Annotated in this window: 28 protein-coding genes; 13 read left to right on the top strand and 15 right to left on the bottom strand. The window is 56.0% G+C overall.

Annotated features, from left to right (window positions below; all coding sequences use genetic code 11):
• Nucleotides 1–63: 63 nt before the first annotated feature.
• Entirely contained in the window at nucleotides 64–297 is a 234-nt protein-coding gene (locus DQX05_RS06640; protein ID WP_119792008.1) for a hypothetical protein, read from the bottom strand.
• A gap of 251 nt (nucleotides 298–548) precedes the next feature.
• On the opposite strand from DQX05_RS06640, the gene DQX05_RS06635 reads away from it, so the two are divergent.
• The 4 genes from DQX05_RS06635 to DQX05_RS31760 all read left to right on the top strand — a co-directional run bounded on the left by DQX05_RS06635 (nucleotide 549) and on the right by DQX05_RS31760 (nucleotide 3,306).
• Nucleotides 549–980 (top strand): ribonuclease domain-containing protein, encoded by a 432-nt coding sequence (locus DQX05_RS06635; RefSeq protein WP_182914645.1) that lies wholly within the window; start codon nucleotides 549–551, stop codon nucleotides 978–980.
• A 16-nt stretch (nucleotides 981–996) separates the two neighbouring features.
• Nucleotides 997–1,272, top strand: a complete 276-nt coding sequence (locus DQX05_RS06630) for a barstar family protein (RefSeq protein WP_119792004.1) — start codon at nucleotides 997–999, stop codon at nucleotides 1,270–1,272.
• Between the two features lie 552 nt (nucleotides 1,273–1,824).
• Nucleotides 1,825–3,024 (top strand): oxalate decarboxylase family bicupin, encoded by a 1,200-nt coding sequence (locus tag DQX05_RS06620; protein WP_119792002.1) that lies wholly within the window; start codon nucleotides 1,825–1,827, stop codon nucleotides 3,022–3,024.
• Nucleotides 3,025–3,096: 72 nt separating this feature from the next.
• Nucleotides 3,097–3,306: a hypothetical protein gene (locus tag DQX05_RS31760; protein ID WP_259391833.1), complete on the top strand. Its 210-nt coding sequence runs from the start codon at nucleotides 3,097–3,099 to the stop codon at nucleotides 3,304–3,306.
• Here the strand turns inward: DQX05_RS31760 and DQX05_RS31755 are convergent.
• The 6 genes from DQX05_RS31755 to DQX05_RS31735 form a co-directional block, all read right to left on the bottom strand.
• A complete protein-coding gene (locus DQX05_RS31755) occupies nucleotides 3,303–3,893 on the bottom strand; it encodes an alpha/beta hydrolase (protein WP_259391832.1) in 591 nt (196 codons plus the stop codon). The genes DQX05_RS31760 and DQX05_RS31755 overlap by 4 nt on opposite strands.
• Nucleotides 3,826–4,227 (bottom strand): hypothetical protein, encoded by a 402-nt coding sequence (locus tag DQX05_RS31750; RefSeq protein WP_259391831.1) that lies wholly within the window; start codon nucleotides 4,225–4,227, stop codon nucleotides 3,826–3,828. Before DQX05_RS31750 ends, DQX05_RS31755 begins: the two co-directional genes overlap by 68 nt.
• Nucleotides 4,228–4,316: 89 nt before the next feature.
• A complete protein-coding gene (locus DQX05_RS06610) occupies nucleotides 4,317–4,619 on the bottom strand; it encodes a MerR family transcriptional regulator (protein ID WP_119792001.1) in 303 nt (100 codons plus the stop codon).
• Nucleotides 4,620–4,826: 207 nt separating this feature from the next.
• Nucleotides 4,827–4,985, bottom strand: coding sequence for a hypothetical protein (locus tag DQX05_RS31745; RefSeq protein ID WP_259391830.1), 159 nt, complete (start codon nucleotides 4,983–4,985; stop codon nucleotides 4,827–4,829).
• Between the two features lie 21 nt (nucleotides 4,986–5,006).
• On the bottom strand, nucleotides 5,007–5,948 hold the full coding sequence (locus tag DQX05_RS31740) for a helix-turn-helix domain-containing protein (protein WP_259391829.1): 942 nt from the start codon (nucleotides 5,946–5,948) through the stop codon (nucleotides 5,007–5,009).
• Complete coding sequence (locus DQX05_RS31735; RefSeq protein WP_259391828.1) at nucleotides 5,921–6,487, bottom strand: hypothetical protein; 567 nt, start codon at nucleotides 6,485–6,487, stop codon at nucleotides 5,921–5,923. Before DQX05_RS31735 ends, DQX05_RS31740 begins: the two co-directional genes overlap by 28 nt.
• A 332-nt stretch (nucleotides 6,488–6,819) precedes the next feature.
• Between DQX05_RS31735 and DQX05_RS06600 the strand changes: the two genes are divergently transcribed.
• The 4 genes from DQX05_RS06600 to DQX05_RS06585 all read left to right on the top strand — a co-directional run bounded on the left by DQX05_RS06600 (nucleotide 6,820) and on the right by DQX05_RS06585 (nucleotide 11,627).
• Complete coding sequence (locus DQX05_RS06600; protein ID WP_119791999.1) at nucleotides 6,820–7,875, top strand: FecCD family ABC transporter permease; 1,056 nt, start codon at nucleotides 6,820–6,822, stop codon at nucleotides 7,873–7,875.
• A 5-nt stretch (nucleotides 7,876–7,880) separates the two neighbouring features.
• Complete coding sequence (locus tag DQX05_RS06595) at nucleotides 7,881–8,915, top strand: FecCD family ABC transporter permease (protein ID WP_119791997.1); 1,035 nt, start codon at nucleotides 7,881–7,883, stop codon at nucleotides 8,913–8,915.
• Between the two features lie 51 nt (nucleotides 8,916–8,966).
• Entirely contained in the window at nucleotides 8,967–10,697 is a 1,731-nt protein-coding gene (locus tag DQX05_RS06590; protein ID WP_119791995.1) for an ABC transporter ATP-binding protein, read from the top strand.
• Nucleotides 10,698–10,790: 93 nt separating this feature from the next.
• Complete coding sequence (locus DQX05_RS06585; RefSeq protein ID WP_119792401.1) at nucleotides 10,791–11,627, top strand: ABC transporter ATP-binding protein; 837 nt, start codon at nucleotides 10,791–10,793, stop codon at nucleotides 11,625–11,627.
• 424 nt (nucleotides 11,628–12,051) lie between these two features.
• Here DQX05_RS06585 and DQX05_RS30585 read toward each other — a convergent pair whose 3' ends face one another.
• From DQX05_RS30585 to DQX05_RS06560, 4 genes are all read right to left on the bottom strand, one after another.
• Nucleotides 12,052–12,219 carry a hypothetical protein gene (locus DQX05_RS30585; RefSeq protein WP_182914644.1) on the bottom strand — a complete coding sequence of 56 codons (168 nt, stop codon included), beginning with the start codon at nucleotides 12,217–12,219 and terminating at the stop codon, nucleotides 12,052–12,054.
• Between the two features lie 745 nt (nucleotides 12,220–12,964).
• Nucleotides 12,965–14,437: an ATP-binding protein gene (locus DQX05_RS06570; protein ID WP_119791989.1), complete on the bottom strand. Its 1,473-nt coding sequence runs from the start codon at nucleotides 14,435–14,437 to the stop codon at nucleotides 12,965–12,967.
• A 61-nt stretch (nucleotides 14,438–14,498) separates the two neighbouring features.
• A complete protein-coding gene (locus DQX05_RS06565; RefSeq protein WP_147385159.1) occupies nucleotides 14,499–16,484 on the bottom strand; it encodes a DUF4339 domain-containing protein in 1,986 nt (661 codons plus the stop codon).
• A gap of 53 nt (nucleotides 16,485–16,537) precedes the next feature.
• Nucleotides 16,538–17,746, bottom strand: coding sequence for a tetratricopeptide repeat protein (locus DQX05_RS06560; protein ID WP_119791985.1), 1,209 nt, complete (start codon nucleotides 17,744–17,746; stop codon nucleotides 16,538–16,540).
• 301 nt (nucleotides 17,747–18,047) lie between these two features.
• Between DQX05_RS06560 and DQX05_RS06550 the strand changes: the two genes are divergently transcribed.
• From DQX05_RS06550 to DQX05_RS06530, 5 genes are all read left to right on the top strand, one after another.
• Nucleotides 18,048–18,836: a class I SAM-dependent methyltransferase gene (locus DQX05_RS06550; RefSeq protein ID WP_119791982.1), complete on the top strand. Its 789-nt coding sequence runs from the start codon at nucleotides 18,048–18,050 to the stop codon at nucleotides 18,834–18,836.
• A gap of 18 nt (nucleotides 18,837–18,854) precedes the next feature.
• On the top strand, nucleotides 18,855–19,259 hold the full coding sequence (locus DQX05_RS06545) for a protein kinase family protein (protein ID WP_119791980.1): 405 nt from the start codon (nucleotides 18,855–18,857) through the stop codon (nucleotides 19,257–19,259).
• Between the two features lie 64 nt (nucleotides 19,260–19,323).
• Nucleotides 19,324–19,551, top strand: coding sequence for a hypothetical protein (locus DQX05_RS06540; protein ID WP_119791978.1), 228 nt, complete (start codon nucleotides 19,324–19,326; stop codon nucleotides 19,549–19,551).
• On the top strand, nucleotides 19,523–20,140 hold the full coding sequence (locus tag DQX05_RS06535) for a DNA-3-methyladenine glycosylase family protein (protein ID WP_119791976.1): 618 nt from the start codon (nucleotides 19,523–19,525) through the stop codon (nucleotides 20,138–20,140). Before DQX05_RS06540 ends, DQX05_RS06535 begins: the two co-directional genes overlap by 29 nt.
• Before the next feature lie 75 nt (nucleotides 20,141–20,215).
• On the top strand, nucleotides 20,216–20,899 hold the full coding sequence (locus tag DQX05_RS06530) for a DNA alkylation repair protein (RefSeq protein WP_119791974.1): 684 nt from the start codon (nucleotides 20,216–20,218) through the stop codon (nucleotides 20,897–20,899).
• Between the two features lie 172 nt (nucleotides 20,900–21,071).
• Here DQX05_RS06530 and DQX05_RS06525 read toward each other — a convergent pair whose 3' ends face one another.
• The 4 genes from DQX05_RS06525 to DQX05_RS06510 are packed head-to-tail and all read right to left on the bottom strand — an operon-like array spanning nucleotide 21,072 to nucleotide 23,734.
• Nucleotides 21,072–21,890: an SPL family radical SAM protein gene (locus tag DQX05_RS06525; RefSeq protein ID WP_119791972.1), complete on the bottom strand. Its 819-nt coding sequence runs from the start codon at nucleotides 21,888–21,890 to the stop codon at nucleotides 21,072–21,074.
• A gap of 12 nt (nucleotides 21,891–21,902) precedes the next feature.
• Nucleotides 21,903–22,619 carry a 2OG-Fe(II) oxygenase gene (locus tag DQX05_RS06520; RefSeq protein WP_119791970.1) on the bottom strand — a complete coding sequence of 239 codons (717 nt, stop codon included), beginning with the start codon at nucleotides 22,617–22,619 and terminating at the stop codon, nucleotides 21,903–21,905.
• On the bottom strand, nucleotides 22,612–23,160 hold the full coding sequence (locus DQX05_RS06515; protein ID WP_119791968.1) for a methylated-DNA--[protein]-cysteine S-methyltransferase: 549 nt from the start codon (nucleotides 23,158–23,160) through the stop codon (nucleotides 22,612–22,614). The genes DQX05_RS06520 and DQX05_RS06515 overlap by 8 nt, the downstream gene beginning before the upstream one ends.
• Nucleotides 23,144–23,734, bottom strand: a complete 591-nt coding sequence (locus tag DQX05_RS06510) for a bifunctional transcriptional activator/DNA repair enzyme AdaA (RefSeq protein WP_119791966.1) — start codon at nucleotides 23,732–23,734, stop codon at nucleotides 23,144–23,146. The genes DQX05_RS06515 and DQX05_RS06510 overlap by 17 nt, the downstream gene beginning before the upstream one ends.
• Between the last annotated feature and the right edge of the window lie 854 nt (nucleotides 23,735–24,588).

Below are 24,588 nucleotides of genomic sequence, written 5' to 3'. Positions count from 1 at the left end.
TACTTTGTTATCATATGTCTTGTTTCAGTCGTTTGTCAATGGTAAGTCGTCAAATGGAATAAATTATGATTTTCTTCTCGCTCTTCTCCGTTTTCTTACGCTGGAGCAAAATACATCTTTCTCTTTTACGGGAAACACATGCTTGAATACCGGCACACAGAAATGTTGATTAATGATCTCGATCGGATGAACGACTTCGACCTTCTGCGGATGATACGTTTTGTTGAAGATATATTGCGGCGGATCGAATACCGCTTTGCTCGGGCAAAACTCTTCGCCTTTGCATCCATGAGACATGAGTCTCAGCTCCTCTCTCCCATAAGTGTCGAACCTAGTGGCATTATATGCATGGCGTTTTGGCCTTGATTGGACATTCTTCCCGCAGATAGCCACCTATAATATGACAAAAGGCGGATTTGGGGGGGAATTTGCAAGCAAGGGGTTGAAAATCGAGAAAAGATAGTTGATACTACAGCGAGAGGGCAGGAAGATGGGAAGATTATCATCAAGCTTCCTGCTCTACGAAGAGCGAAGCGGGGTAGACATTGTTGAAAGTCATCAAATCAGTGCTGGTCTTTCTATTAAGCTTGCTGCTGCTAGCGGGCTGCGGTCTGGACATCCAGCCGTCCGCGATTCCAGATTCGGGCCCGCAGGTGCTGACCGGCTTCGAAGAGGTTGCGAGCTATATCCAATCGCACCAGCAATTGCCGGATAACTTCATCACGAAAGAGGAAGCCAAGAGGCTGGGCTGGGATGCCCGCCAAGGCAATCTGCACGAGGTAGCTCCAGGGAAAAGCATCGGGGGCGACATATTCCGCAACCGTGAAGGGAAGCTGCCCAAGAAAAAGGACAGAATCTGGTATGAAGCGGATATCAACTATACGAAGGGCCATCGGGGAAAGGATAGAATTGTATTTTCCAACGATGGGCTGATCTATAAGACGGAAGATCATTATGAGACGTTCGAACCGATAGAATGAGAAAGGGGGACGTTCCGTGCGTAACGTAGTCGTAGAGGGAAGCTCCATCGAGAGCAAGGAGCAGCTGCATACATTCCTGCAGGAATCGCTCGAATTGCCGGAGCATTATGGCCGCAACCTCGACGCCCTATGGGATTGTCTTGCCGGATATGTCGAGCTGCCGCTTACGCTCACCTGGCTCGACTATGAGGCAAGCGAGCACAGATTGGGCGAGTACGGCCGCAAGCTGTTCCAGCTGTTCGAAGAGGCGGCCGAGGAGATCGAAGGATTTTCGTTTGTCGTCCGGGCTTGAATAGGCGAACGGAAGGACCGTTCCACAACATAAACAAACCGTTTCTGGGTCAAATGGAGGCATCGCCGCAACCATTGGCAAGGAGACGGTTTTTTTGTGAATTTCGGGAGCCGGGAGCAGTTCAACGAAGCCCGTTTTTTCCGCGAAGAGAGGACGCTCTCCCGCCGAACTAGGATTAACGGTGAAAACGCGAGCTACAGCGAGCCCGGTAAAGAAAGCTGCTTCTGTAACCGCTGCCGCTTCCTCTACTCTTGCTAAAAAGGAATTTTTCTGCCTTTCCGCTGCGGTTCGGCAGGCAGAGATTCAATCTGCATGAAGTGGGCCAGGACATCGAGCCGAGAGCGAAGAAGCCGGTTCCGGGCTCTGCCGACGTCTGCCTCATTACGATGACCTCCATCGAACAGTTCATTGAGCATCTGGAATCATGGCGGAATCATCGCCTCCGCCTCATATGGTTCAAGTGATTTGTGCGGAGAGATAACCTGCAGATCCTCAATGGCTCGTCCAGGAAGATGCCAGGCTACAACAACTTGAGGCGGAGGTGGTTAACGGGTGCAACACAATCCGAAGCAAGCACAGCCGGAGTGCATCCCGCATCCGATTCGGAAAAGCGACGGCGCCGGTGCAACCGATTATGGCCCGCGCGACGTGATGCGCGACCGGGAGAACCCGGATATGTTCGTGCCGCCGGTTACGGACGAGGGACTGGTGCCGAATTTGAAGTTCTCATTCTCCGACGCGCATATGCAGTTGAATCAGGGAGGATGGTCCCGCGAGATTACGGCGCGGGAACTGCCGGTCGCGAAGACGCTGGCCGGCGTGAATATGCGTCTTACGCCGGGAGGGGTAAGAGAGCTTCACTGGCATCAGCAGGCCGAATGGGCCTTCATGATATTGGGCCGGGCGAGGATTACCGCGGTCGATCAGAACGGCCGCAATTTTATTGCCGATGTCGGTCCGGGCGATTTGTGGTATTTCCCGCCGGGCATTCCTCATTCCATTCAGGGGCTGGAGGAAGGCTGCGAGTTCCTGCTTGTCTTCGATGACGGGAATTTCTCCGATCTGAACACCCTGTCGATCTCCGATTGGTTCGCGCACACCCCGAAGGAAGTGCTGTCGGCCAATTTCGGAGTGCCGATAAGCGCATTTAAGCAAGTGCCGGCCGAGCAATTGTACATTTTCCAGGACGAGGTTCCAGGTCCAATCTCGGAGGCGCAGGTGCCTGCCCCGAACGGCACTGTCGAGCGGAGCTTCGTGCATCGTCTGCTCGCTCAGCCTCCGCTGACGACGCCGGGAGGCTCCGTCCGCATCGTCGATTCCTCTAACTTCCCCGTATCCATCACGGTGGCCGCCGCCCTGGTGGAGATTAAGCCCGGCGCGATGAGGGAGCTCCACTGGCATCCGAATAATGACGAATGGCAGTACTATCTTAGCGGTCAAGGGCGGATGACGGTCTTCGCGGGCAGCGGCACGGCACGGACGTTCAATTACCGGGCAGGGGACGTCGGATACGTTCCGTTCGCGTTCGGCCACTACATTCAGAACACGGGCACGGACAGCTTGTGGTTCCTGGAAATGTTCAAGAGCGACCGCTTCGCCGACGTGTCTCTCAATCAATGGATGGCGCTGACTCCGCATGATCTGGTGAGAGACAATGTCTATGGGTCGCCAGAGCTGATGAAGTCGCTCCGCAAGACGAAATGGCCTGTCGTCAAGTATCCGGGAATTCCGCCAGTCCTTGAACAGGACTAGGCCAGCCGGTATGTTACTTCGGCAACGCCGGCGCGCAACTTCGGCAATAGCCGGAAATTGCGAAGAGGTGTCATGGAATGGCGGTGCGAAGAGCGGAGGCTTCTGACCCGTTCCGCGCCGGCCGGGTCTTGCGCCTACCGGGATGGCGCTGCCGCCGCCCCGGTCGCTGTCAGCTTCGGATCGAACTCCACCTCGGGATACCGCGACGACGGGCCGTCCAGCAGCGGCGCTTCCTTGCCGACAAGTAGCGATCGAAGAAGGAGCGGACATAGTCCCGGTTAATGCGGACGGATTGGTCCGCAGACACCTCCCTGGCGAACATCGGAGACAGGAGCGCGACATCCGCGAAGCTCTGATGGAAGAAGCCCATTCGCCTCATACTGCGTTGCGGAAGTCGGGTACTCGGGCCCGGGGCGGTACAGTACGCTGCTCCCATTGGGGAAATCCACCTTCGTGGACGTGTACGGATGATCGATGCCGACGACGATATATCCGTTGCTGGCCAGCTCTTCGACTATCGTCATGCTCTGGTAGCGCGTGGAACGAACCCCGGGAGAGAATAGCAGGACCGGATACTTCGGCTGCGCATCCGAGACGGCGGCTTCCTCGACCGTATGGGTCGGAATGGCGTCCAGATATCCGAACAGGGACGGCGGGAAGCGGAAGACAAGACTCATCGCTTCGGTCACTTCCTTCGGATAGGGCTTCCGCGGCAGCTTGGCCGCGGCATCGTGATCGGCCGGATACCAGACGGTGATCATCAATTCCCGGTTATCGCCCTTATCGTCTGTATAGGTCTCCTCACGGCTCCGATCGACCAGGTGAAAGGATGCGGTGCCGATCGCATAAGGGCCTGTCGGCTCCGGCAAGGGCGAAGACCGGGAACAGATACGCCAAATAGGCGGAGCCCCCGGACAAGGCCAGCACGAGCAGCGACAGCGCTGCGATCGTAAGGCGAGACGGGCGGGGCCGGCCATCCCCGCTGTGAATAAGTCGGACGAGAAGCATCAGGCCTAGAAGCAAAGCCAGGATATAGCCCGGCACCATCTGCAGCCGAAGCTGGCCGATGCCGGCATGCAGCAGGAACGCGGCGGCCAGGATGAACAGGGCTGGCCCATCCAGCCGCTTGTTCTTCCTCCCGAAGCAGATCCACCCGGCTGCCAGCAGGTTGGCGGCGATAACGACAAGTTCCAATCCAGTCATATTACATACCTCCGGTGCATCGAACTCGCTCCCGGATTCCGGGAACGGGTTCTTCTGATCTTCACCTGTAGTATAAAGTCTGTAGCATGCTACAATGTCAAGTCCGGGTTATCATCGTCATCATCGTTCGAACGAAATATTTGCAAATACTGCTCAATGTCCTCCTCTGTGGTTGCCAGCAAATGCAATGCTTCTTTAATTTCATTCAGCGAATAACCGAGCGACTTGGCGTCTCTGATGAATTTCAACCGGACCCGATCCTTGTCTGTGTGGACCCGGTAGCCGTTGGGCGCCCGTTCAGGGGCAGGCAGCACTCCTTGGAGTTCATAGTACCGGATCGTTTCCTTATGCACTCCGGTAAGCTTGGCGAGCTGGCTTCGTGTCATCTTCATCCTTCCGCCCTCCGTCACATGCAGATGTATTGATTGAAATTGTACAAAGAAACGCTCTTGTTTGTCTATTTCCGGCCGGGGCAGGCGGGATACAATGGCAAGCGAACGAATGAGAATCAATAGGAGCAGACCGGATCATACATGCGGGGAGTTCGAGCCGACCCTCGTCTTCGGACAGCAGATTAGGGGATTGCCGCCCAGGGGATGTTAACCGATCTTGCCCATGAGGCGAGGCAGCGCATCGAGCAGCAGCTCTCTCGTGAGCGCATCTGCGTAGTTCCATTTGACGGCGTCGACCAGATGGACGCGGCCGCTTCGCACGGCAGGCAGACTGTGCCAGAGCGGGCTGCGCATCATGCAATCCATCGCGGCCTTGGACTCGGGATTCTACGGAATGAGCATAAATATCCGGTCTCCCGCGTAAGCGGGCAGATCCGGCTCGGCAATTTCCTCGAAGCCTGTGCCCGCATCGAGCATTCGCTGAATGGGCTCCGCCGGACGGAAGCCGGAAGGATGGTACAGGGCCGACGAGAATCCGGCCATGGCCATAACAAACAGCCGTCGGCCGTGCTCATAGATGAACACGGATGCGGTCTCTCCCGGAGCGAGCAGTGGACCTAACCGCTGCCAGGCCGCCGCAGCCCTCGCATGATAGATGCGAAGCCATTCATCGGCTTCGCGTTGTTTGCCGAGCCAGCTGCCGAGCGTATGCAAGCGATGCTCAAGCGGAGCGAAGGAATTGAACGTGACCGTAGGAGCGATTTTGGAGATGCGGCTGTATTGGCGCTCATCCGCGTTGGCGAAGATGATGAGATCCGGATTGAGCCCCATCAACTTGTCCGGATTGATCGGATGTCCGACATCTGCGACAGAGATGAACCGATCTTGAAAAAGCGAATAATTGTTGAAGCGGTTATGACCGCCAATCGCATCCACGCCAAGCGCCAGCAGATCCCCGAGCGTCTCCCCGTAGTAGAAGATTCGCTCTGGCTGGGCCGGAATCTCGACTTCATGCCCTGTCCAATCTCTTACCCGCGTCCGGCTTCTCATGGAACGGGCATATTGTCTCGGCGTCACTCCCGTTGTCTGCCGGAAGCGGCGGTTGAAGTAATATTCATCGGAGAATCCGACTTGGCGGGCGATCTCCCGCAGCGGATCCTGCGATGCGATCAAGAGCTGCTTGGAGCTGTTGATGCGCATATCGGTCACATAATCAAGCGGCTTTTTGCCGGTCAACTCCTGGAAGAGGGCCGTATATTGCCACTGCGGCAGCCGGGCCATCTCGGCAAGCTGCCGGACCGTTATCGGCTCCCCATAATTGCTCTGCAAATAGCCGACGTATCCTCGACTGTCTGGGCCGGGTTCGGCGCATGCTCCGAGCGGCAGTTCTGCTCGAACAGAAATCGGAGCAGCTCCTGAAAGCGAAGCTGCCGCCGGAAGGACTCCAAATCGGACCGGTAAAGTCTCCCTGCGTACAGCTCATCCACGATACGAATAAGCCGGGAGAACGGATAGGCCGCAAGCGCATAACGTTCCGGCATCAGGCTGCCCGTATAATTCGTATGCCGGGAAAGTCCTACCCGGATGGCGGCGAAAGCGAGCCGGTAGAAGCGGACGGCGTTATCGTATCCGTTGCTGATGCGGGCCGCGTTTCCGGGCGCGAGCAAGTAGCATTTGTCAGCACCGAAATGGAAGGGACGGCCATCCACGGCAAGGCTGCCCGAACCGCTTGTAAAAATGAGCAAGGAATGTTGGTTCTCCGTATGTATGTCGCCGGTCCATCCGACAGGCCGGGCGATTAGCTCGATGTTCGACAAATGAAAGAGCAACGAACGGAGTGGAGCGGAAGCGCGAGCGTCTTCAGTCATCAAATTGCTGCTCCTCTCTAATTGATAATGATTATCGGTGATTATTGTAGTAGAAAAATAGAGTCTTTTCAATGGCGAATGAAAAGAGGGGCATTTTATTTTGTGCAAAAGAAAAGGCGGGGAAAAAAGGACGTCGGGAAGCCGCCCGCTTGGCTAATGGGCCGCCGCTGAAGGAATTAGCCGGCAACCCGCCCATCGATGGGGGAGGAAGGGCTTTCGATTTTGTGCAAAAAATCGCTTTCGTTTGTCCATTGTCACTACTGTGCGATCGACCTAGAATGAAATTGATGAAAATGAGAATCAATATCAAACCTACCATAAGGGTGACATGCATGAATCAAGTGGCAAACGTGTTACGCAAGGAAACCGTCCCGGAGGAAGTCGAATTCCGGTCGCGTCCGTGGGCGGGCGTCATCATGATTATAGGCGGCCTGATTGCGTTGGCATTCGGCCTCGTCTTATCGATATCGTTCGGCGCGGCGGATATCAAGTTCGCGACCGTATGGGAAGCGATCTTCCGCTTCAATCCAAATGTGACGCAGCATCAGATTATTCAAGAGCTCCGATTGCCACGTGTCTTGGGCGGGGCGATGGTCGGAGCTTGCTTCGCTGTGGCCGGAGCCATTATGCAAGGCATGACCCGGAACCCGCTGGCGGATTCCGGACTGCTGGGGCTTAATGCGGGGGCCGGATTTATGATGGCCATCTGCTTCGCCTTTTTCCCGGGCTTGCCGTTCATGTATCTGATTTTGTACGGCTTCCTGGGCGCCGGGCTCGGGGCCGGGCTTATCTATGGCATCGGCTCGCTGGCCAAGGGGGGGCTTACGCCGGGGCGCCTTGTACTGGCCGGAGCCGCGCTCAGTGCGCTGCTGTCGGCGCTGAGCGAAGGGATCGCGCTCTATTTCAAAATCGGGCAGGATCTGGCCTTCTGGTATGCAGGCGGTGTAGCCGGGACGAAATGGTTCCAGCTCAAAATCATGTTCCCTTGGATTGCGGCCGCGCTCATCGGCGCAATCGCCATCTCGCGTTCGATCACGATGCTCAGTCTGGGCGACGAGATCGCGAAGGGGCTGGGGCAACGTACCGGACTGGTGAAGCTGGCGGGTACGATCATTGTTCTGATTCTGGCCGGTGCGGCGGTGTCCGTTGTCGGAGCCGTCGGGTTCGTCGGTCTCATTATCCCTCATCTGGCGCGTTATCTGGTCGGCGTCGACTACCGCTGGATTATTCCTTGCTCGGCGGTGCTCGGCAGCCTGCTTGTCGTATTCGCCGATCTGGCCGCGAGAATGATCAATCCGCCGTTCGAGACGCCTGTCGGCGCGCTGATTGCGCTTATCGGCGTTCCGTTCTTCCTCTTCCTGGCGCGTAAAGAAAGAAGGGAGCTGTAAGCGAAATGGCACAGATTACACCATTGACGCCCGAGCGCCGCAAGCGAAGCCGCAGCCTTGCGATTATGGCCATATTGGGAATCTTGATTATACTCATGTTCATTGTCAGCATGAATACCGGGTTCATCCGGCTGTCTCCGCTGGATCTGGTACGCACCCTGTTCGGAGCGGGGACCGATAAGCAGCAGCTGATTCTATTCGAATTCCGCCTGCCGAGGATCGTCCTCTCCCTGCTTATCGGGGCAGGCCTGGCCGTATCGGGCTGCGTCATGCAAGGCATCTCCCGCAATGCGCTGGCCGACCCGGGCATTCTCGGCATCAACGCCGGCGCCGGACTCATCGTGATCCTATTCATCTCATTCTATCCGACGACGGCCGCGGCTCCGGTGTTCCTGCTGCCGGTGCTGGCCTGGATTGGCGCGGGACTGACGGCCGCCCTCATCTGCGCGCTGGCCTATAAGCGGCATGAAGGGATGCGGCCGACGCGCCTGCTGCTGACGGGCGTGGCCGTTGCGGCGGGAATCAGCGCTGCCATGATCGTGATGACGCTGCGGCTGAGCCCGGAGAAGTATCAATTCCTGGCGACCTGGCTGGCGGGCAGCATCTGGGGAACGAACTGGAAGTTCGTGCTGGCGCTGCTGCCGTTCATCGTCGTGCTGCTGCCCTATGTATTCTGCAAGGCGCGCATCATGAATGTGCTGAATCTGGGCGAGCAGATGGCGGCAGGACTTGGCGCGAATGTGTCGCGTGAGCAGCTGAAGCTGCTTGCGGCGGCGGTCGGTCTTGCCGGCTCCAGCGTCGCCGTAAGCGGAGGCATCGGCTTCGTCGGACTGATCGGCCCGCATTTGGCCCGGCGGCTTGTCGGACCGAAGCATCAGCTGCTGCTGCCGGCTTCCGCGCTGACCGGCGCGCTGCTTGTGCTGGCGGCAGACACGATCGGCCGCTGGATTTTGCAGCCGTCCGAGGTGCCGACAGGCATCGTCGTCGCCGTTATCGGCGCCCCTTATTTTCTCTATCTGCTTGCGCGATCCAAAGCGTAAGCAAGCGACGGACAGTCGTCCTGATCATGAATGAAAAGAGAGGTTATCACTGTGCTTCGACGCTTTTTTGCTTACTATCAGCCCTATAAATGGCTGTTCATTCTCGATTTCTCCTGCGCCATCCTGGCCGCATTGCTGGAGCTGGTCTTTCCGATCGCCGTCAACGGCGTCGTGGATCAGCTGCTGCCGAACGGCAATTGGAGGTGGATACTGTATGCCTGCCTCGGGCTGCTGGGCATTTATGTCGTCAGTGCCGGGCTGCACTTCGTCGTTACCTACTGGGGGCATAAGCTGGGCATTAACATTGAGACGGACATGCGTAAAAAGCTGTTCGATCATGTGCAGAAGCTGTCTTTCCGCTTCTTCGACAACAACAAGACGGGGCATCTCGTGTCCCGGATGACGAACGATCTGATGGATATCGGCGAGATTGCGCATCACGGGCCGGAGGATCTCTTCATCGCCGTCATGACGCTGGGGGGCGCCTTCGGCATCATGCTGAGCATCAACTCGGAGCTCGCCGTGCTGACATTCATCATCGTGCCGCTCATGATTTATTTGTCGCTCTACTTCAGCCGCAAAATGTCGCGGGCCTTCAAGCGAATGTTCGCCGATATCGCCGACTATAACGCGCGGGTGGAGAACAACGTGAGCGGCATTCGGGTCGTTCAGGCGTTCGCCAACGAGAAGCATGAGATTCGCCGCTTCGCCGAGAACAACGCCCGCTTCCGGTTGACGAAGCTCATTACGTATAAGATTATGGCCTGGAATTCCTCGATCAGCTTCATTCTGATGAAGCTCATCTCGCTCTTCGTGCTCGTATGCGGCACATGGTATGTCATCAACGATCAGATGACGTACGGGGAATTCATTGCCTTCGTTATGCTGTCTAACGTATTTTTCGGCCCGATCAAACAGATCAATGCCGTCATCGAAATGTATCCGAAGGGGATCGCCGGCTTCAAGCGGTATCTCGAGCTATTGGAGACAGCTCCCGATATCGCTGACGCTCCCGATGCCCGGCCGATTGGCAAGCCGCAAGGGGATATTCGCTACAACGGCGTAAGCTTCGGCTATGAGAACAAGGAGAAGATCTTGAATGGCATTGACTTGACCATTCGGGCGGGAGAGACTGTCGCGCTCGTCGGCCCGTCCGGCGCTGGCAAGACGACGCTGTGCAGCTTGCTGCCGCGCTTCTATGAGATCGGCGAAGGTTCGATATCGATCGATGGGACAGATATCCGGAAGATTACGCTCGAATCGCTCCGCTCTCATATCGGAATTGTGCAGCAGGACGTGTTCCTGTTCGACGGCACGATTCGGGAAAATATCTCTTACGGTAAGCTTGGCGCAAGTGAGGAAGAAATATGGGAGGCCGCGCGGAAGGCTCAGCTGGAGGATCTGATCCTGTCGCTGGAGGAAGGAATGGATACGCTCATCGGCGAACGCGGCGTCAAGCTGTCGGGCGGTCAGAAGCAGCGCTTGTCGATTGCCCGCATGTTCCTCAAGAACCCGGCAATCCTCATCCTGGACGAAGCGACCTCGGCGCTGGATACGGAGACCGAGGCGGCGATTCAGGAGGCGCTGGCCGCGCTGTCGCAGGGAAGGACGACGCTCGTCATCGCGCATCGGCTGGCCACAATCAAGAATGCCGATCGGATCGTCGTCGTCACCGAGCAAGGCATAACAGAGCAAGGGAAGCATGATGAACTGTTGGCGGCCCAGGGCATCTACTACCGGCTGCATCAGGCTCAGTTCGGCGTTGGCATGATGATTTCATAAATTTTGTAGAGGTGCTGAAAACCGACCTTTTTGAGCAAGTACTTCATAAATTTTATAGTATAGAAATATCGGAGCGAAGGGAGCAGTACGATGATGAAGGAACGGCTTCAGACACAGAAGCTCGACATTGGTTATAGCGAGAGGGCGATTGTGCAAAATTTGAACCTGTCCATTCCGCACGGCAAAATAACGGCCCTCGTCGGAGCGAACGGCTCTGGGAAATCCACGATTCTGAAAGCAATGGCCCGCATCATGCGGCCCAGCTCGGGGGGCGTGCTGCTCGACGGCCGATCCATTCACTCCATGTCGACGAAGGAGGTGGCGAAGCAGCTTGCCATCCTGCCTCAGAATCCGTCGGCCCCGGACGGACTGACCGTCGCCGAGTTGGTCGGATACGGCCGCTTCCCGCATCAGAAGGGGTTCGGCTCGTTATCGGCGGAGGATCGGGATACCGTCGCTTGGGCGATCACAATGACGGGCATGAACGCCTTCCGCGACCGCCCCGTCGATCAACTGTCCGGAGGCCAGCGGCAGCGTGCCTGGATTGCGATGGCGCTGGCCCAGCAGACGGACATTCTGTTCCTTGACGAGCCAACGACCTTTCTTGATATGGCCCATCAGCTGGAAGTGCTCCAACTGCTGCACAAGCTGAATCGGGAAGAAGGCCGCACCATCGTCATGGTCGTCCACGACTTGAATCATGCCTCCCGCTATGCCCAGCATATGGTCGCGATCAAAGCGGGTACGGTCGTCGGCGAGGGAACGCCGGCAGAAGTGATGAGACCGCAGGTGCTGCGGGAGGTCTTCGGCATCGAGGCCGATATCGTGCCTGATCCGAGGACTGGCGTTCCGCTCTGCTTGCCTTATGAATTGGCGGGCTGCTCGGCTGTGGAGACCGGTGCGTTGGAGCGAAGCCTTGACACGGCATGAGTACTGAGGACGGCATGAAGCAGAAGGGAAAGGGAGGCACAAGGAAGGGGTTGTCCATAAGTAGCTTTAGCTACAGGGAGACAGCCCCGCCCCTGATCCCGGCTCACAGCGAAGTGGCTAAAAATACTGTAAAAGTGCAGTTTTTCTTTATGTCGCGCTCTCCGTTACCGGAAGTCCTGCAAAACTCAGGCTGTTGAGAAAGTCCAAGGGATTTTGTGGCACTTCATTTTTTATGTGGTGGATCTCGTCTCTCAGTAGAAAAAATCGATTTAAACGCTATGGGTCCAAGTTTTGAGTAGGAAAATGGAAAATCTCCACCCCATCGTAAAAAACAGGGAAGGTTCCAACGGCCTGAAAACTGCACCATTTCCCTAGGCACGTCTATCCGGTAGGCGAAATCCGCAAAACTGCACGATTTCTACGCCTATTCGGTAAGCGAAATCCTGCGCAAATACAGCAATTCGATATGGACGACTTTACCAGAAAGGGAATCCTGCATAACTGCAGGAATTTCACCCGTTTCGCTTGAGCTTGAAGCAAAAGGGCCTAAAATGATGTAGATTTGCAGCAATTCCTCGGGATGTGGACTCATTGAGCCGAAATTCCTGTAAAATAGCAGCAATTCCCTCCACACGTTCAAGCCCCAGGAGGCAACGATGCCTCCAGAAGGCAATGATGCTTCCTGAAGGCGATGATGCCCCCAGGATCCGACGCGGTCTCTTGGATCCCGTAAAATCAGGCCGTTGAGAATTATATGGGAATTTTTGATACTTCATTTTTTATATGGTGGATCTCGTCTCTCAGTAGAAAAAATCGACTTAAAACGCTCTGAGTGCCAAGTTTTGATTGTGTAAATGGACATCTCCACCCCCTTCGTAAAAAACAGGGTTTTTCCAACGGCCTGAAAACTGCATCAATTTGTGACTGTGCAGTGGGCAAAAGACAAAAATCGATGAAAATAATGTAGTTTTGCAGGAATTTCATCAGGCAGGGGCTGAAAGAGCGTAAATTGCTGCACAAATGCAGGATTGGCTGCCTCAACCATCTTCGGCCGCTCACCCTGCTACTCATCTACGCTGCTCCTCCCGCTGCTCCTCATCCTGATACTCAACCCGCTACTCATCCTACTCCTCATCCTGATACTCAACCCGCTGCTCATCTACGCTGCTCATCCTGCTACTCGTCCTGCTGCTCATCCTGCTGCTCATCCCGATACTCGTCCCGCAGCTCATTCCGCAACTCGTCCCGCCGCTGTCTTTCCGGCCTCTGCCTTCTCTGTTATCCCGTCTTGCCCTGCGTCATTCAAGCTGATGGGACAGTCCCTAATTGTTGATGAGTTAAATCCGCCGGCCGTATGTGCGCAAATAATCCTCCACGTCATTGTATGCCCCGGCCTGATTGGCGTATTTGACGTAGTTCTTCGCTTTGCGCAGCCATTCCAGCGTAGACGGGCGCGCGGTCTCCAGCAGCGCTTCGAAATCGGACATCCGAATCGGACGCTCCTGGCCGGATTCGAGAATTTCCCCGAGCACCCGCTCGGCCGCGCTCTCGCATAAATGCTCTATGTCCGCCCCGGAGAAAAATTCGGTCCGGCTCGCCAGCCGCACGGTGTCGATGTTTTCGATATAGCGGCCTTCCAGCTTCAAGCGGAACATATGCTCCCGCGCTTCCTCGTCTGGAGGCGCGACAAAGACAAGCCGATCGAAGCGGCCGGGTCGCTTGAGCGCGTCATCGACGTCCCAAGGCATGTTCGTCGCGCCGATGACGAGTAAATGATCCGTGCTCGTATCGATGCCCTCCATCTCGGTTAGGAACGTATCGATCATGCCGCGCATGCTGGACGAAGACTTCGAGCGGTTGAAGCCGACGGTATCGATTTCGTCGAAGAACAGAATGCTCGGCTTATGCGCACGCGCGTTGTCGAATAAGTCTCGCAGATTTTGCTCGCTGACGCCGATGTATTTGTCCAAAATGTCCGCAATATGAATAGGGAAGAACGCAGCCCGGCATTCGCCCGCGGTCGCCTTGGCCATAAACGTTTTGCCGCAGCCCGGCGGTCCGTACAGAAGCACGCCTCCGCCCGCCTTTTTGCGGAACTTGGAGAACAGTCCCTGGTTCTGGAACGGACTGATAATGCGCAGTTGGATCGTCTTCTTCAGTTCCTGCAAGCCGGCGACATCCGCGAACGTCACTTTGTGAGACGCTCCCGCTGGCGGAGCCGCCGCGGATTTTCCGCCATCCAGCACCTGCAGACCGATGCCCGAACGGGCGAAGACGGCCGCATGGCCAGCTTGAGCAGCCTCCCATTCCTCGTCCGCGACATCCTCAACCTCGATTTCCCCGTCATCTTCATCTGTCTCTTCGGATTCCGGCGCGTTGCTTCCCGCGCCAGTCCGGGACTCGGCACCTGATTCGTTGCTTCCCGCGCCAGTCCGGGACTCGGGGCCTGATTCGCTGCTTCCCATGCCAGTCCGGAACTCGGGGCCTGATTCGCTGCTTCCCGCGCCGGGCAGCGCTTCGGCATCGGGCCCGTAGCTTCCCGCGCCGGCCTCTCTGCCTGCGTTCCCGGCCGCTGCGGGCTGCTCTGCCGAACCGCCGCCATGCTGCAGCCGCGCAGTCGCTTCCGTCAGCCCCGCCAGCAAGGCGGAGCGGATCGCATCGTCGGCGCAGACGGCAAGCGCGGCGCTGTATTGCCCGATCGCGTTCACCCATTGTCCGCGTGCCGCGTATTCCGCGGCCAGCCAGTAGATCGCTTCCGCATCGTTCGGATGCTGCTGTGCCATGCGCTGTAAAAAAGATAGCCTGTCCATCTTCTTCATCTCCTTGCTTATGTTTCCTCATTATGATGTTCTATCGATATATCCTTCACGATTAGACAAAGCCGGCAGCTTCTACCGAAATCCATGCCGGCAACCCTTTTTTCCAGCAGCGGGTACGTGCCGGATCGAGTTGTCCCGTGTCCGCGGCCCATTTCAGTTCCGATTCGCTATGCACGCCGCGGAGCATTCCGCCTTCCGCCACAATCCAGCGCTCCTCTTCCGTATTCCGCACCGGAAGATTCCAGCGCGGCGCGTAGGAAGCGTCATAAGGGTAGCGCACCGGATTATCCGCAGCCGTCAGCGATGCCGCATACACTTGGAGATCGCTGAGCATAGCGAGCAGCGAAGCGGCGTCTCCGCGGCGGAAAATTTCTTCTTCGCCGACGTAGATCGATTTGTTGCGCACAGTGAATTGCAATTCAGGCAATCTGGCCAGGGGGAGAGCGGCTCTCGCCCGCTTGCAGTAGAGCGTATCGTTGCAAATGCAAATGGCCCGTCCCGTGATGGTCAAGCCGTATTTCCACGGGGTTCCCGGCTCGGTCTTGCGGAACGCCAACAGCGGTTCCGTGCCGGGGATGCGGAAATGCTCGCGGATAAGCTGTTCTTTCTCTCCGTCCATATCGTAATCATTCAATTTGTCAAAAAAAGAATGCGCGCGGCAAACCGCTGCAATGAACTCAACATCTAGCAGAGGATAAGTATCGCTAGGGTAGACGGCAGCAATCGGAGCGTCAAGCCCGGCCAACTGAGGCAGCGCCTTAATTTTGTTCAGCATATCGAGCCATTCCGCTCCATCGATCGAACTGCCGCTGACAGAATACGTTTCTTCGCCATCCAGAACCAAATTCTCCTTTTTGGGCAAAAAATCTAACTTGACTTGACGGAGCCGGTGCCAAGGGATAAAAACGCAGCCTTCCGAGAGCCCTTTCCAATAAAAACCCTGATCAGTGAACACGACACCATTTTTTCCTTTGCTGATAAGCGCAAAATCGAAATACGCCCAGACGGCCCAGTCCGCAGGAAGCGGATAATTTTTCATTACGCGTTCATTCATTTTCTCCGGCAATGCTTTCTTATAAATGACAGCGCCGCCGTACGGCTGCAAGACTCGCAGTATCGCCTGCCGCAGGGATATCGCTTCTTCCGGGCCGTCTCCCGAACCCGTCGAATGCAGCGTCCCCGCATCTTGGCGCACAGCGGCCAATTGCGGCAGTTCACCGATATCGATGAGCAGGTCAATCCATTCCGCATGCTTGAGCGGACTGCCAAGCAAATTGATCTCGTTCCCGGCCAAATGCAGCGTCGTATCATCGGAAGGCACCCGGGCCGGGGGAGTGAACTGCCGCCAGGACAGGAAGTTTATCGTGATGACCCTCCAGTATATTCCCTCTTCGGTGAACGCGATCCCGCCCTTGCCTTTGCTGAAAATCGTGAAATCAAAAAAGGCGAGCACGGTCTCGTCCCGCGGGATATTGCACCTGATACGAACGGGGCTAAGCAAGTCATCGGGAATCGGGTGAAGATAGACTTTGTTCCGGTGATAAGTCTGGCAGACGCGAAGCAGCGCTTCATGCAGCGTTTCCTTGTCCTGCGCGTCGCTTCGCTCCTTCTCAGGCCCCGAAGCCTCCTGTGAAGCGAACTCGAGCGCCGTATCCCGCAGCCGGGTCACTAACGCTGCCAACTGCTCGCCGGGCATAGGCGAGGAGGACAGGCCGAGTTGGAGAAACGAATCGAGAACCAGGTTTTTCTTTTGAATTTCAATCGTTTTGAGTTTGGCGACTTTTATCCATGGGATGAAGGTTTTGGTCCATACTTCTTTGCAATAGAACCCGCCTACGCCGATGGCGATCCCGTCCTTCCCGTATCCGAAAATCGTGAAATCGTAAAAAGCGATCAGCCGCTCGTCAACCGGCACGTCGAATTTTTGCCTTACTCTCGTGAGAATGTGAGCGGGGATCTCTTCGGGATAACATTTATCCCCGTTATAAGGTGAACAAGCTTCTCTTAACGCTTGAATGAATGCTGTAGAATGCTCCACAGATACTGCGACTCCTTTCCTGATATCCTTGCACCGAATCTAGCAGACCTTTCTTATTTCCGTCTTGTAAACAATTGCCCGATAAGATAAAAAGGCGCGACAAGCAAAAATAGCAAGATCCAGTACGGATAGTGAATCAAGCAACGGTACAACCATCTTCGAACCGGAGCGGAATAGAGGTTGATCCGATTCATATGGGATATCGTATCCAGCCAGGATTGAATATGGACGTTGCCCGGATATACCGTGTCCAGCTTGCGGAAATGCCGCTCCGCCGCCAAGTACTGTTTGTCGTCATACAGCAGCTTCCCATAGGTGACCTGCATCTCCAAGTCGTTGGGCTCCAGCTTCAAATAGGTTCGAAGTTCCTTCAACGGCCGGGCGCCGTAGTCCAAGTGAATCTGAGCAGCCAGCCGCCAATGGTCAGCTTCTGCAGGATGTATCCGGCATATGGCCTTCCAATATTGTTGTTTGGCGTTGTAATACGTTTTAGCATTTTGACGGTAGGTATCGATCGTTTGTTCCACCGTGAGCGCATCCGAATAATTCGGATCCAGCATCAGCGCCAGCTCGCAATGAGATTGGGCGGAGCCCAAGTCGCCATACATCATGTAATGACAAGCAAGGCGGACATGAAGGTTGATATGCTCTGGATCGAGGAGAATGCCCTCCTTCAGATGTTCGAATTCCTTTTCCGGAATGCGCAGCGCTTCATAGCACAGGGAGATCAGAAAATGCGATTCGGAATCGGGCTCCAGCCGGAGCGCCTCATGCAGCATCGCGATGGCCTTGTTCACTTGGGAGCCGTAATCCGGCCGGAGCTTGTAGCCGAACCGTTGGAAGGCCCGATCACGATCCAGGCCTTGATACCATGCTCTGGCCAGCCATTTTCGATAATAAGGGGATTCCGGGTTCAACTCGACACAATGCTTGAAATAGTCCGCCGCCTGTCTAAAGTCACCTGTCTCATAGCAAAGCATGCCCATCAGATCCAAGCCCGCTTCCGCGCCTGGATGAGCAGCGAGCAGCTCGCGCGCCGTATTCTCCGCTTCTCCATACCGCTCCATGCGGAGATAACATAATGACATCAGATATAATGCACCTTCGTGCTGGGGAAAATAGCGCAGCATCTCGACGGCGCTCGCGATCGCTTCCTCGTGTCTGCCTGCATTCGTCAAATCGTCCGTTTTCAGGTATAGCTGTTTCTCCAGCTCCCAATCATCATCCAATTCTATGGTTTCGCTTTCTGTTGTCTCGCTCATTCCTCATCCTTCTCCTGTCGGCATCGGTATGTACTTCCTATACCCCGGGCTCATGCCCGCGCAGCCTTGCAGACGGGTCCGTCTGGGCATACCTTACATCTTTCGGCAAAATATGCGGGGATACCTTCTTCCCGAATAAATTAGCGGAAATCACCTCGTTCTTTAGCGGCGAGTTGAGGTGTTTATCGACGGCAGCGGCCATTAGAAACGCAAGATACCGGTCTTGATTTTTCCAAAAGGGATGGTAGACTTGATGTACTTTTGAAATGGGCAGGTTCAATTTGTATCCGGAGGTGTTCATGTGTACCCGAAGCTGGAAGATCCAAGGACTCACCAGGAATGGCTTCCGCCGCACTCCTTCGCCTGGTACGATCAAATCGCGGCCTTATCCGGAGCATATGCGTATTCATGGAATTCGACGATAACGGAACCGAATGCCGAAGTTCGATTCGAGCAGGAAGTGAGAGAAATGGTCAACGATCGCATCGTGCTTGACGTAGGCTGCGGCCACGGGGAATTCACGGCCCAATGGGCTCCGAGCGTGAAGCGAATCATCGGCTTGGATGTGACGAGCGGCTTCATCGCGTCCGGAAGGGAACAGCCTCCGCCCAATGTCGCCTTCGTCACCGCCAATACGAAGGAACGGCTTCCGTTCGCGGACGGGGAATTCGATTGCGCCTACAATCGCAGAGGTCCGACCTCATGCTATCAGGATATTGCCCGAGTCGTGAAGCCCGGCGGGCACATTCTCGCGCTTCATCCGGGCGATCGGATGTCGATGGAACTGCCGCGTTTGTTCCCCGGATTTTTCGAGCGATCTCCGGACGGAACCCCTATACTCGATCGCCTGGCGCATCGACTGGAGCAGGGAAGGCTGAGGCAGGTTGAGATCGAGACCGTCACCAGTGTTCAATATTTGCATGAGCCGATGGATGTGATCCGCATTCGCTGCTTCGGACAATCGCCTGCGCTCATCGCGAAGATTATCGATGAGTCTTTGTCCGGCATTGAAGCGACTTTCCGCCGCCATGCCACGGCTCAAGGCTTGCCGGCGACGTATGAACAATATCTCGTACGGGCTATTAGCTAACGGCGGAAGGGGTTGGAGATGAGCAGAGACGCGATAGTCAGGTTCGCAGCTTATCCGGAAGCGGTGCAGGCGTATTGCAGGGAAGCAGCTGTTACGGTCGTGAAGGACAAACCCCGCTCCGCCGTGTATCGGGTGGATCGCGCGGATGATTCTTTTTATGTGAAGGTGACCGCTGCGGGGCAGATGGAGAACGAAGAGCGAATGACGGCGCATCTATCCAAGCTCGGTGTCTGTCCGAACGTAAGAATGTACAGGACCGACGTTTTCCGGGATTGTCTCATCACCGATCGAATCGTCGGCGCGGATGCGGCCAGTTCCGAATATATCGCTGAGCCATCCCGGCTGTGCGACGTATTTGCCGACAGCTTGTCCTATTTCCATCGGCTTCCCGGCACGGACTGTCCCTGTACGAACGGGTTGTAGGAAATGGTCAGACGGGCGGAGGAGAATTACCGGAATGGCAAGGCGGAGATGAGCCTGCTCCGGCATGCGGGATATGCGAGTGTCGCTGCAATTCAACCTGGGGAGCGACCGCTATGCGGAGCGCTTCATCGAGGCCTATGGAAGGGAACGGGTGGACGAAGAGCGGCTGCGGCTGTGCGGACTCGTATCCGTGTTCAACGGCTTCCGCGGGCAAGATTATTACGAACCGCAAGATCATAATCCTAACGGAGGAGGGGAGCGGATTGGGGAACGTCGTGACGAAGTATTTTGACTACGGGGAGCGGGAAATCAATTATTTGCGAAGCGCCGATGCGGCGCTTGGGGCTGCGATGGCCCGCCTCGGCCGGGTGGAGCGCGTCATTATGCCCGATCCGTTCGCTGCGCTCGTTCACGCTATCGTGGGCCAGCTTGTCTCCGTGAAGGCGGCTAACACCGTCTGGGAACGGATGCACGAGCGTCTGGGGGATATCTCTCCCCAGAATCTCGCAGCGCAGCCGGCTGAACGGATTCAAGGCTGCGGCATGCCGATGACGAAGGCGGAGCGCATTCGCGAGATAGCCCTGCAGGTCGCGAATGGCGAATTCGACCTGCAGGAGTTGCATCGCTTATCCGATGCAGACGCAACCGCCCGCTTAATGACGCTGCCCGGAGTCGGGAAGTGGACGGCCGAGATGCTGCTTATTCACGCTTTGGAGCGGCCGGACGTCGTGAGCTGGGGCGATATCGCGATTCGCCGCGGCATGATGGCCTTATATGGTCTCGACACGATGAAGAAGGCGCAGTTCGATCGATATCGGCAGGCATATTCGCCGTACGGTTCGGTCGCTTCCATTTACTTGTGGGTCTTATCTTTTGAATAAAACGGCTCGGCGCCTGGCCGGACGGCGGGCGGGAACGAGGCGGACGTCATGAAAAGCAAGCGGAGGAGATTAGACATGGATACCACGATTCGAGCACAGATTATGGCGCTGGCGGATGAGAAATACCGGAAATTTTCCGCTTCCTTGATTCCGAATATTAATAATGTTGTCGGGGTGCGGCTGCCGGAGCTGCGCAAGCTCGCCCGGAACATTGCCAAGGGCGACTGGCGGGCTTATTTGGCACAGGCGGACAGCGATTATTTCGAGGAAGTGATGCTGCAGGGTATGGTGATTGGTTGCGCCAAGGCGGATGTGGAGGAGATTCTGCTTCACGTCGCGGCATTCGTGCCCAAGATCGACAACTGGTCCGTATGCGACAGCTTCTGCTCGGGGTTAAAATTCGCCTCCTCGCATAAAGAGCAGGTCTGGGAGTTCATCCAGCCTTACCTCGAATCGGACGAGGAATACGACATTCGCTTCGGCGTCGTGATGCTCCTGAATTATTATATCGATGAGCTTTATATCCACCATGTGCTGGGGCGGCTGGATCGGATTACGCACGAGGGCTACTATGTCAAAATGGCGGTAGCCTGGGCCGTGTCGATCTGCTTCGTGAAGCTGCCGGACATCACCATGGACTATTTGCGAAGCAATTCGCTCGACGACTTCACCTACAATAAAGCGCTGCAAAAGATTACGGAGTCATACCGCGTCGCTCCGGAGACGAAAGCGCTGATTCGAAGCATGAAGCGGAAGTAAGGAGTTGTGCCGCGATGCGCTTCTCGGGAACGCAAATCGCCGGCAGCGGGAAGGCGGTTGTCGCCTGCATAACGCAAAGAAGCAGAGCCATTTCGGCAAACATGCCGAAGCGGCTCTGCTTCTTTGATTTTTACCCCGGGTATGTCTCCAGGCTCAACCACGACATAGAGCGTCAAGGCTCGAATCCCGCCTGGCTGATGAACAGTTCCTCTTCGGAAAAATGCCGCCGCAGCCGGTCATAGACGATGCGATAGGCGGAGGGATGATACCATTCCTCCAGTCCCAGCTGCCGGTATAACGCTTGCATGTTCAATTGGCGTGTTCTTTTTCCGCCGCTTCCGTCGCCCATAAAATAATCGTCGATGCATACCCGCTTCACGAGCGGGCGGAGCACGGACCCGAACGCTTCGCTGCTCGGCAGTACTGGCGCGATCGTGGCCTGGGCCGGCACGCCGGCTTCCGCCAGCAGCTCGAGCGTCTTGAGCCGTGCCGGAATGGGTGGAGCTTGGGGCGAGAAGTGCTTGCGTATCTCTTCAAGGTCCGTCTCCACGGTCATGCTGACGCGAACGGCATCGCCAAGCCCGACCAGCAGGTCGATATCTCTGCGCACGAGCGGGCTGCGCGTCTGCACGAGCAAGAAGTCGGGCGGACACTCGGCCATAGCCTCCAGTAGCGAACGGGTAATGCACTCCTGATGCTCGATTGGCTGATACGGATCGGTGCTGGATGACATAAAGATGGTAACAGGTCCTTTCTCCTTCGCCCGCCGGTATTCCTTCCGGAACAGCTCGGCCGCGTTCTGCTTGACATCGATCCAGGTACCCCATTCCTCGTCGCGGAAGATCGACACCGGCATGCGGCGCACATAGCAGTAGGAGCAGCCGAATGAGCAGCCTGTATAAGGATTAAGCGAGTGGCTGTAGCCCGATAGGACCCCCGTGCCTTTATTAAGTATGGTTTTCGGTGATTTATAAGTGCATGCCGGCTTCATGTCCGTCCTCCTTTATTTCGCATCATGGAAGATGATGCCCAGACTATATCTCGTGCCTTCCGTAACCGTGCTGACGCCATGCCGAACCCCGGTTCGATAATACCCGCGGCGGCCTTGCACCGGGCGATGATTCGTCGGGAAGACGAGCCCTTCTCCTTGCGCCAGCGACAGGGCGTGCCCCCGGCTCTGCGCCCGCGGCCGCTGCTCCACCAACAGGAATTCGCCTCCCTTATAATCTTCCCCCAGGCGGTTCAGCGCGAATACAACCTGAAAGGGGAAGAAGACATCGCCGTACATATCTTGATGGAGGCAATTGTAGCCTCCCGCTTCATATTTCAGGATGAGCGGGGTAGGGCGGATCTGGCCTGCTTCGCGGCAGCGCTCCAGGAATTCGGCAAGCCGTTCCGGATATGCTGACGCGCAGCCCCTTAGCCGCTCCGTCCAGTCATTCGCTATCCGGGCCAGGCCCGGGTACAGCGTTTCTCTAAGCTGCTGCAGCAGCGGCGGAAGCGGAGCATCATAATATTTGTACTCTCCGATTCCGAAGCGGTATCTCGCCATGGCAATCGTCTTGCGGAAATTCGCTTCCTCCGCGTAGGTGCCGATAATATGCTCGCAGGCGGCGGCATCTAAGATCAGCGGAAGCTTCGCGTAGCCGTGCTCGTCCAATGATCGCCGGACGGAACTCCAATCGAGCTGTGACATCCGTTCAGTCAGGCGGTCAAGCATGCATCTGCTCTCCCTCTGCGGTCAGGACTTCTCGCTCCAACCGGAGCAGCTTCGCCTTCATGTCTAACCCGCCGCGGTAGCCTGTCAGCGCTCCGTCCTTGCCGATGACGCGATGACAAGGAACGGTGATGAGGACGGGGTTGGCCCCGATGGCGGTTCCGACGGCCCGAACAGCCGACGGACGCTGAAGCTGCTCGGCAAGCTCCGAATAGGACAGCGTCTGCCCGTACGGAATTCCGCATAGCGCCCGCCAGACCGCCAATTGAAAAGGCGTTCCTTGCAAGTCCAACGGCATGGCGAAGCTGTGCTGCTTGCCTTGCAGATAGCCGGCAAGCTCCTTCGCATACGGCTGCAGCTTCCCGTCATCCCGCTGCAGCGGCCTGCCCGGCCAACGGCGAACTGCCCATTCGGCGATGGCGGCGAGCGGCTGTTCCGGAGAGCAGACATAACAGAGTCCGGTGTCTGTCGCCGCAATGATGAGATTCCACTCCTCGTTCGCGACAACGGACCAATAGATGGGTGTGTCAGCCTTCTTTTCCATAGTCGATATCCTCCTTCGCAGCCTCCTGCTGCCGCTTCCGGTACTCGGCCGGGGTGCAGTCGGCAGTCTGCTTGAACAATGTAATGAAGTAGGGGGGATTGGCCAACCCGACGCACTCCCCAACCTCGGCGATCGCCAGCTTCGTTGATCGAAGCAGTTCCTTGGCTTGACCGATCCGGCGCCGCTGAACATATTCAACCGGGGTTACGCCCATGATTTTTTTGAAAATCCGGTGCAAATGATAGGGGCTTCCGTGACTGATCTCAGCCAGTCGGTGGAGCGTCAGCTTCTCCGCGTAGTTCCGGTCGATATACGCAGTCACGATCGCAATCCATTCATCATCCGGCAGCCGCTGTCCGGTCGGCTTGCAGCGCTTGCATGGACGGTAATGCGCGGACAGCGCCGCTTCTGGACTACGGAAAAAGCCGACATTCTCGCGCTTGGGCGGCCTGGATTTGCACGAAGGGCGGCAAAAAATGCCCGTTGACTTCACGGCGTACCAAAATTGACCGTCATAAGCACTGTTATTGCTGACAATGGCATGCCACATTTCATCGGTTACAGGCTCCGGCATGGGCGCTCACCTCCATCCCTAGTATATCCTTCGAAATAGGCGTTTGTACGGGAATACGAATAGAATAGCAAGATACCGAAATTGTATAAAGCAATTATACTTCAGACTACGCTTGGAGCGGCACAGGCAGATGCTTCCGCATGAAAAAACGAAAAAGACCTTCTGTTCACGCAAATTGCGCGGAATCCGGATAGCATGAAAATAATGACTTCCTGGTGGAAAGCGCATGATCCCCGGCCTAGCGCCGCGGGGCCGGAATCCGTGCCGTCCAAACTCCCCATGAGTCATGGAGTCGTACATGCTCGGAGTTGCTTATACCCAATCTCCCCTTGGGTCAGGGAGTCCCATATGTTCGGAGTTCCTTATAACCAGTCTCCCCATGGGTCAGGAAGTGAATATACCCGGATCTCTATATAGCCAATCTCCCGATGATTCAGGAAGTCCACCATGCTAGGACTCCCCAAAATTCAGAAAGAAAGCAAAAACATCCATATAAGAAGTATTACTAAGAACCAGAACCCGAGAATTTGAGCACGGGAAGGTTCTTAGCATTGAACAAAATACATTTGCTGATTATCTAGTTATGGAAACCATGAATGAGTCGGAACCGATAGGGAGTGAAGTAAAGAGCAGAAATGGAAGACTGTCCTGACTCGTTGGGAGAGTGAAGTAAAGAGCAGAAATGGAAGACTGTCCTGACCCGATGGGAGAGTGAAGCAAAGAGCTGAAATAGAAGACTGTCCTGACTCGTTGGGAGAGTGAAGCAAAGAGCTGAAATAAGATGACTATCCTGACTCGATGGGAGAGTGAAGTAAAGAGCAGAAATGGAAGACTGTCCTGACCCGATGGGAGAG

The organism is Paenibacillus thiaminolyticus (genome assembly GCF_003591545.1).
Taxonomy (GTDB): domain Bacteria; phylum Bacillota; class Bacilli; order Paenibacillales; family Paenibacillaceae; genus Paenibacillus_B; species Paenibacillus_B thiaminolyticus_A.
This window is presented reverse-complemented; position numbering and strand designations above follow the sequence as displayed.

Excerpts from the sequence above, each read along its gene's own strand:
- DQX05_RS06530 (WP_119791974.1), top strand. The coding sequence starts at position 20,216 with ATGGATACCACGATTCGAGCACAGATTATGGCGCTGGCGGATGAGAAA.
- DQX05_RS06600 (WP_119791999.1), top strand. The coding sequence starts at position 6,820 with ATGAATCAAGTGGCAAACGTGTTACGCAAGGAAACCGTCCCGGAGGAA.
- DQX05_RS06560 (WP_119791985.1), bottom strand. The coding sequence starts at position 17,746 with ATGAGCGAGACAACAGAAAGCGAAACCATAGAATTGGATGATGATTGG.
- DQX05_RS06515 (WP_119791968.1), bottom strand. The coding sequence starts at position 23,160 with ATGGAAAAGAAGGCTGACACACCCATCTATTGGTCCGTTGTCGCGAAC.
- DQX05_RS06585 (WP_119792401.1), top strand. The coding sequence starts at position 10,791 with ATGAAGGAACGGCTTCAGACACAGAAGCTCGACATTGGTTATAGCGAG.
- DQX05_RS31735 (WP_259391828.1), bottom strand. The coding sequence starts at position 6,487 with ATGACTGAAGACGCTCGCGCTTCCGCTCCACTCCGTTCGTTGCTCTTT.
- DQX05_RS06520 (WP_119791970.1), bottom strand. The coding sequence starts at position 22,619 with ATGCTTGACCGCCTGACTGAACGGATGTCACAGCTCGATTGGAGTTCC.
- DQX05_RS06540 (WP_119791978.1), top strand. The coding sequence starts at position 19,324 with ATGCGGGATATGCGAGTGTCGCTGCAATTCAACCTGGGGAGCGACCGC.
- DQX05_RS06510 (WP_119791966.1), bottom strand. The coding sequence starts at position 23,734 with ATGCCGGAGCCTGTAACCGATGAAATGTGGCATGCCATTGTCAGCAAT.
- DQX05_RS06595 (WP_119791997.1), top strand. The coding sequence starts at position 7,881 with ATGGCACAGATTACACCATTGACGCCCGAGCGCCGCAAGCGAAGCCGC.
- DQX05_RS06640 (WP_119792008.1), bottom strand. The coding sequence starts at position 297 with ATGTCTCATGGATGCAAAGGCGAAGAGTTTTGCCCGAGCAAAGCGGTA.
- DQX05_RS31760 (WP_259391833.1), top strand. The coding sequence starts at position 3,097 with ATGGAATGGCGGTGCGAAGAGCGGAGGCTTCTGACCCGTTCCGCGCCG.
- DQX05_RS06610 (WP_119792001.1), bottom strand. The coding sequence starts at position 4,619 with ATGAAGATGACACGAAGCCAGCTCGCCAAGCTTACCGGAGTGCATAAG.
- DQX05_RS31745 (WP_259391830.1), bottom strand. The coding sequence starts at position 4,985 with ATGGATTGCATGATGCGCAGCCCGCTCTGGCACAGTCTGCCTGCCGTG.
- DQX05_RS06570 (WP_119791989.1), bottom strand. The coding sequence starts at position 14,437 with ATGGACAGGCTATCTTTTTTACAGCGCATGGCACAGCAGCATCCGAAC.
- DQX05_RS31750 (WP_259391831.1), bottom strand. The coding sequence starts at position 4,227 with ATGACTGGATTGGAACTTGTCGTTATCGCCGCCAACCTGCTGGCAGCC.
- DQX05_RS30585 (WP_182914644.1), bottom strand. The coding sequence starts at position 12,219 with ATGAGTCCACATCCCGAGGAATTGCTGCAAATCTACATCATTTTAGGC.
- DQX05_RS06525 (WP_119791972.1), bottom strand. The coding sequence starts at position 21,890 with ATGAAGCCGGCATGCACTTATAAATCACCGAAAACCATACTTAATAAA.
- DQX05_RS06545 (WP_119791980.1), top strand. The coding sequence starts at position 18,855 with ATGAGCAGAGACGCGATAGTCAGGTTCGCAGCTTATCCGGAAGCGGTG.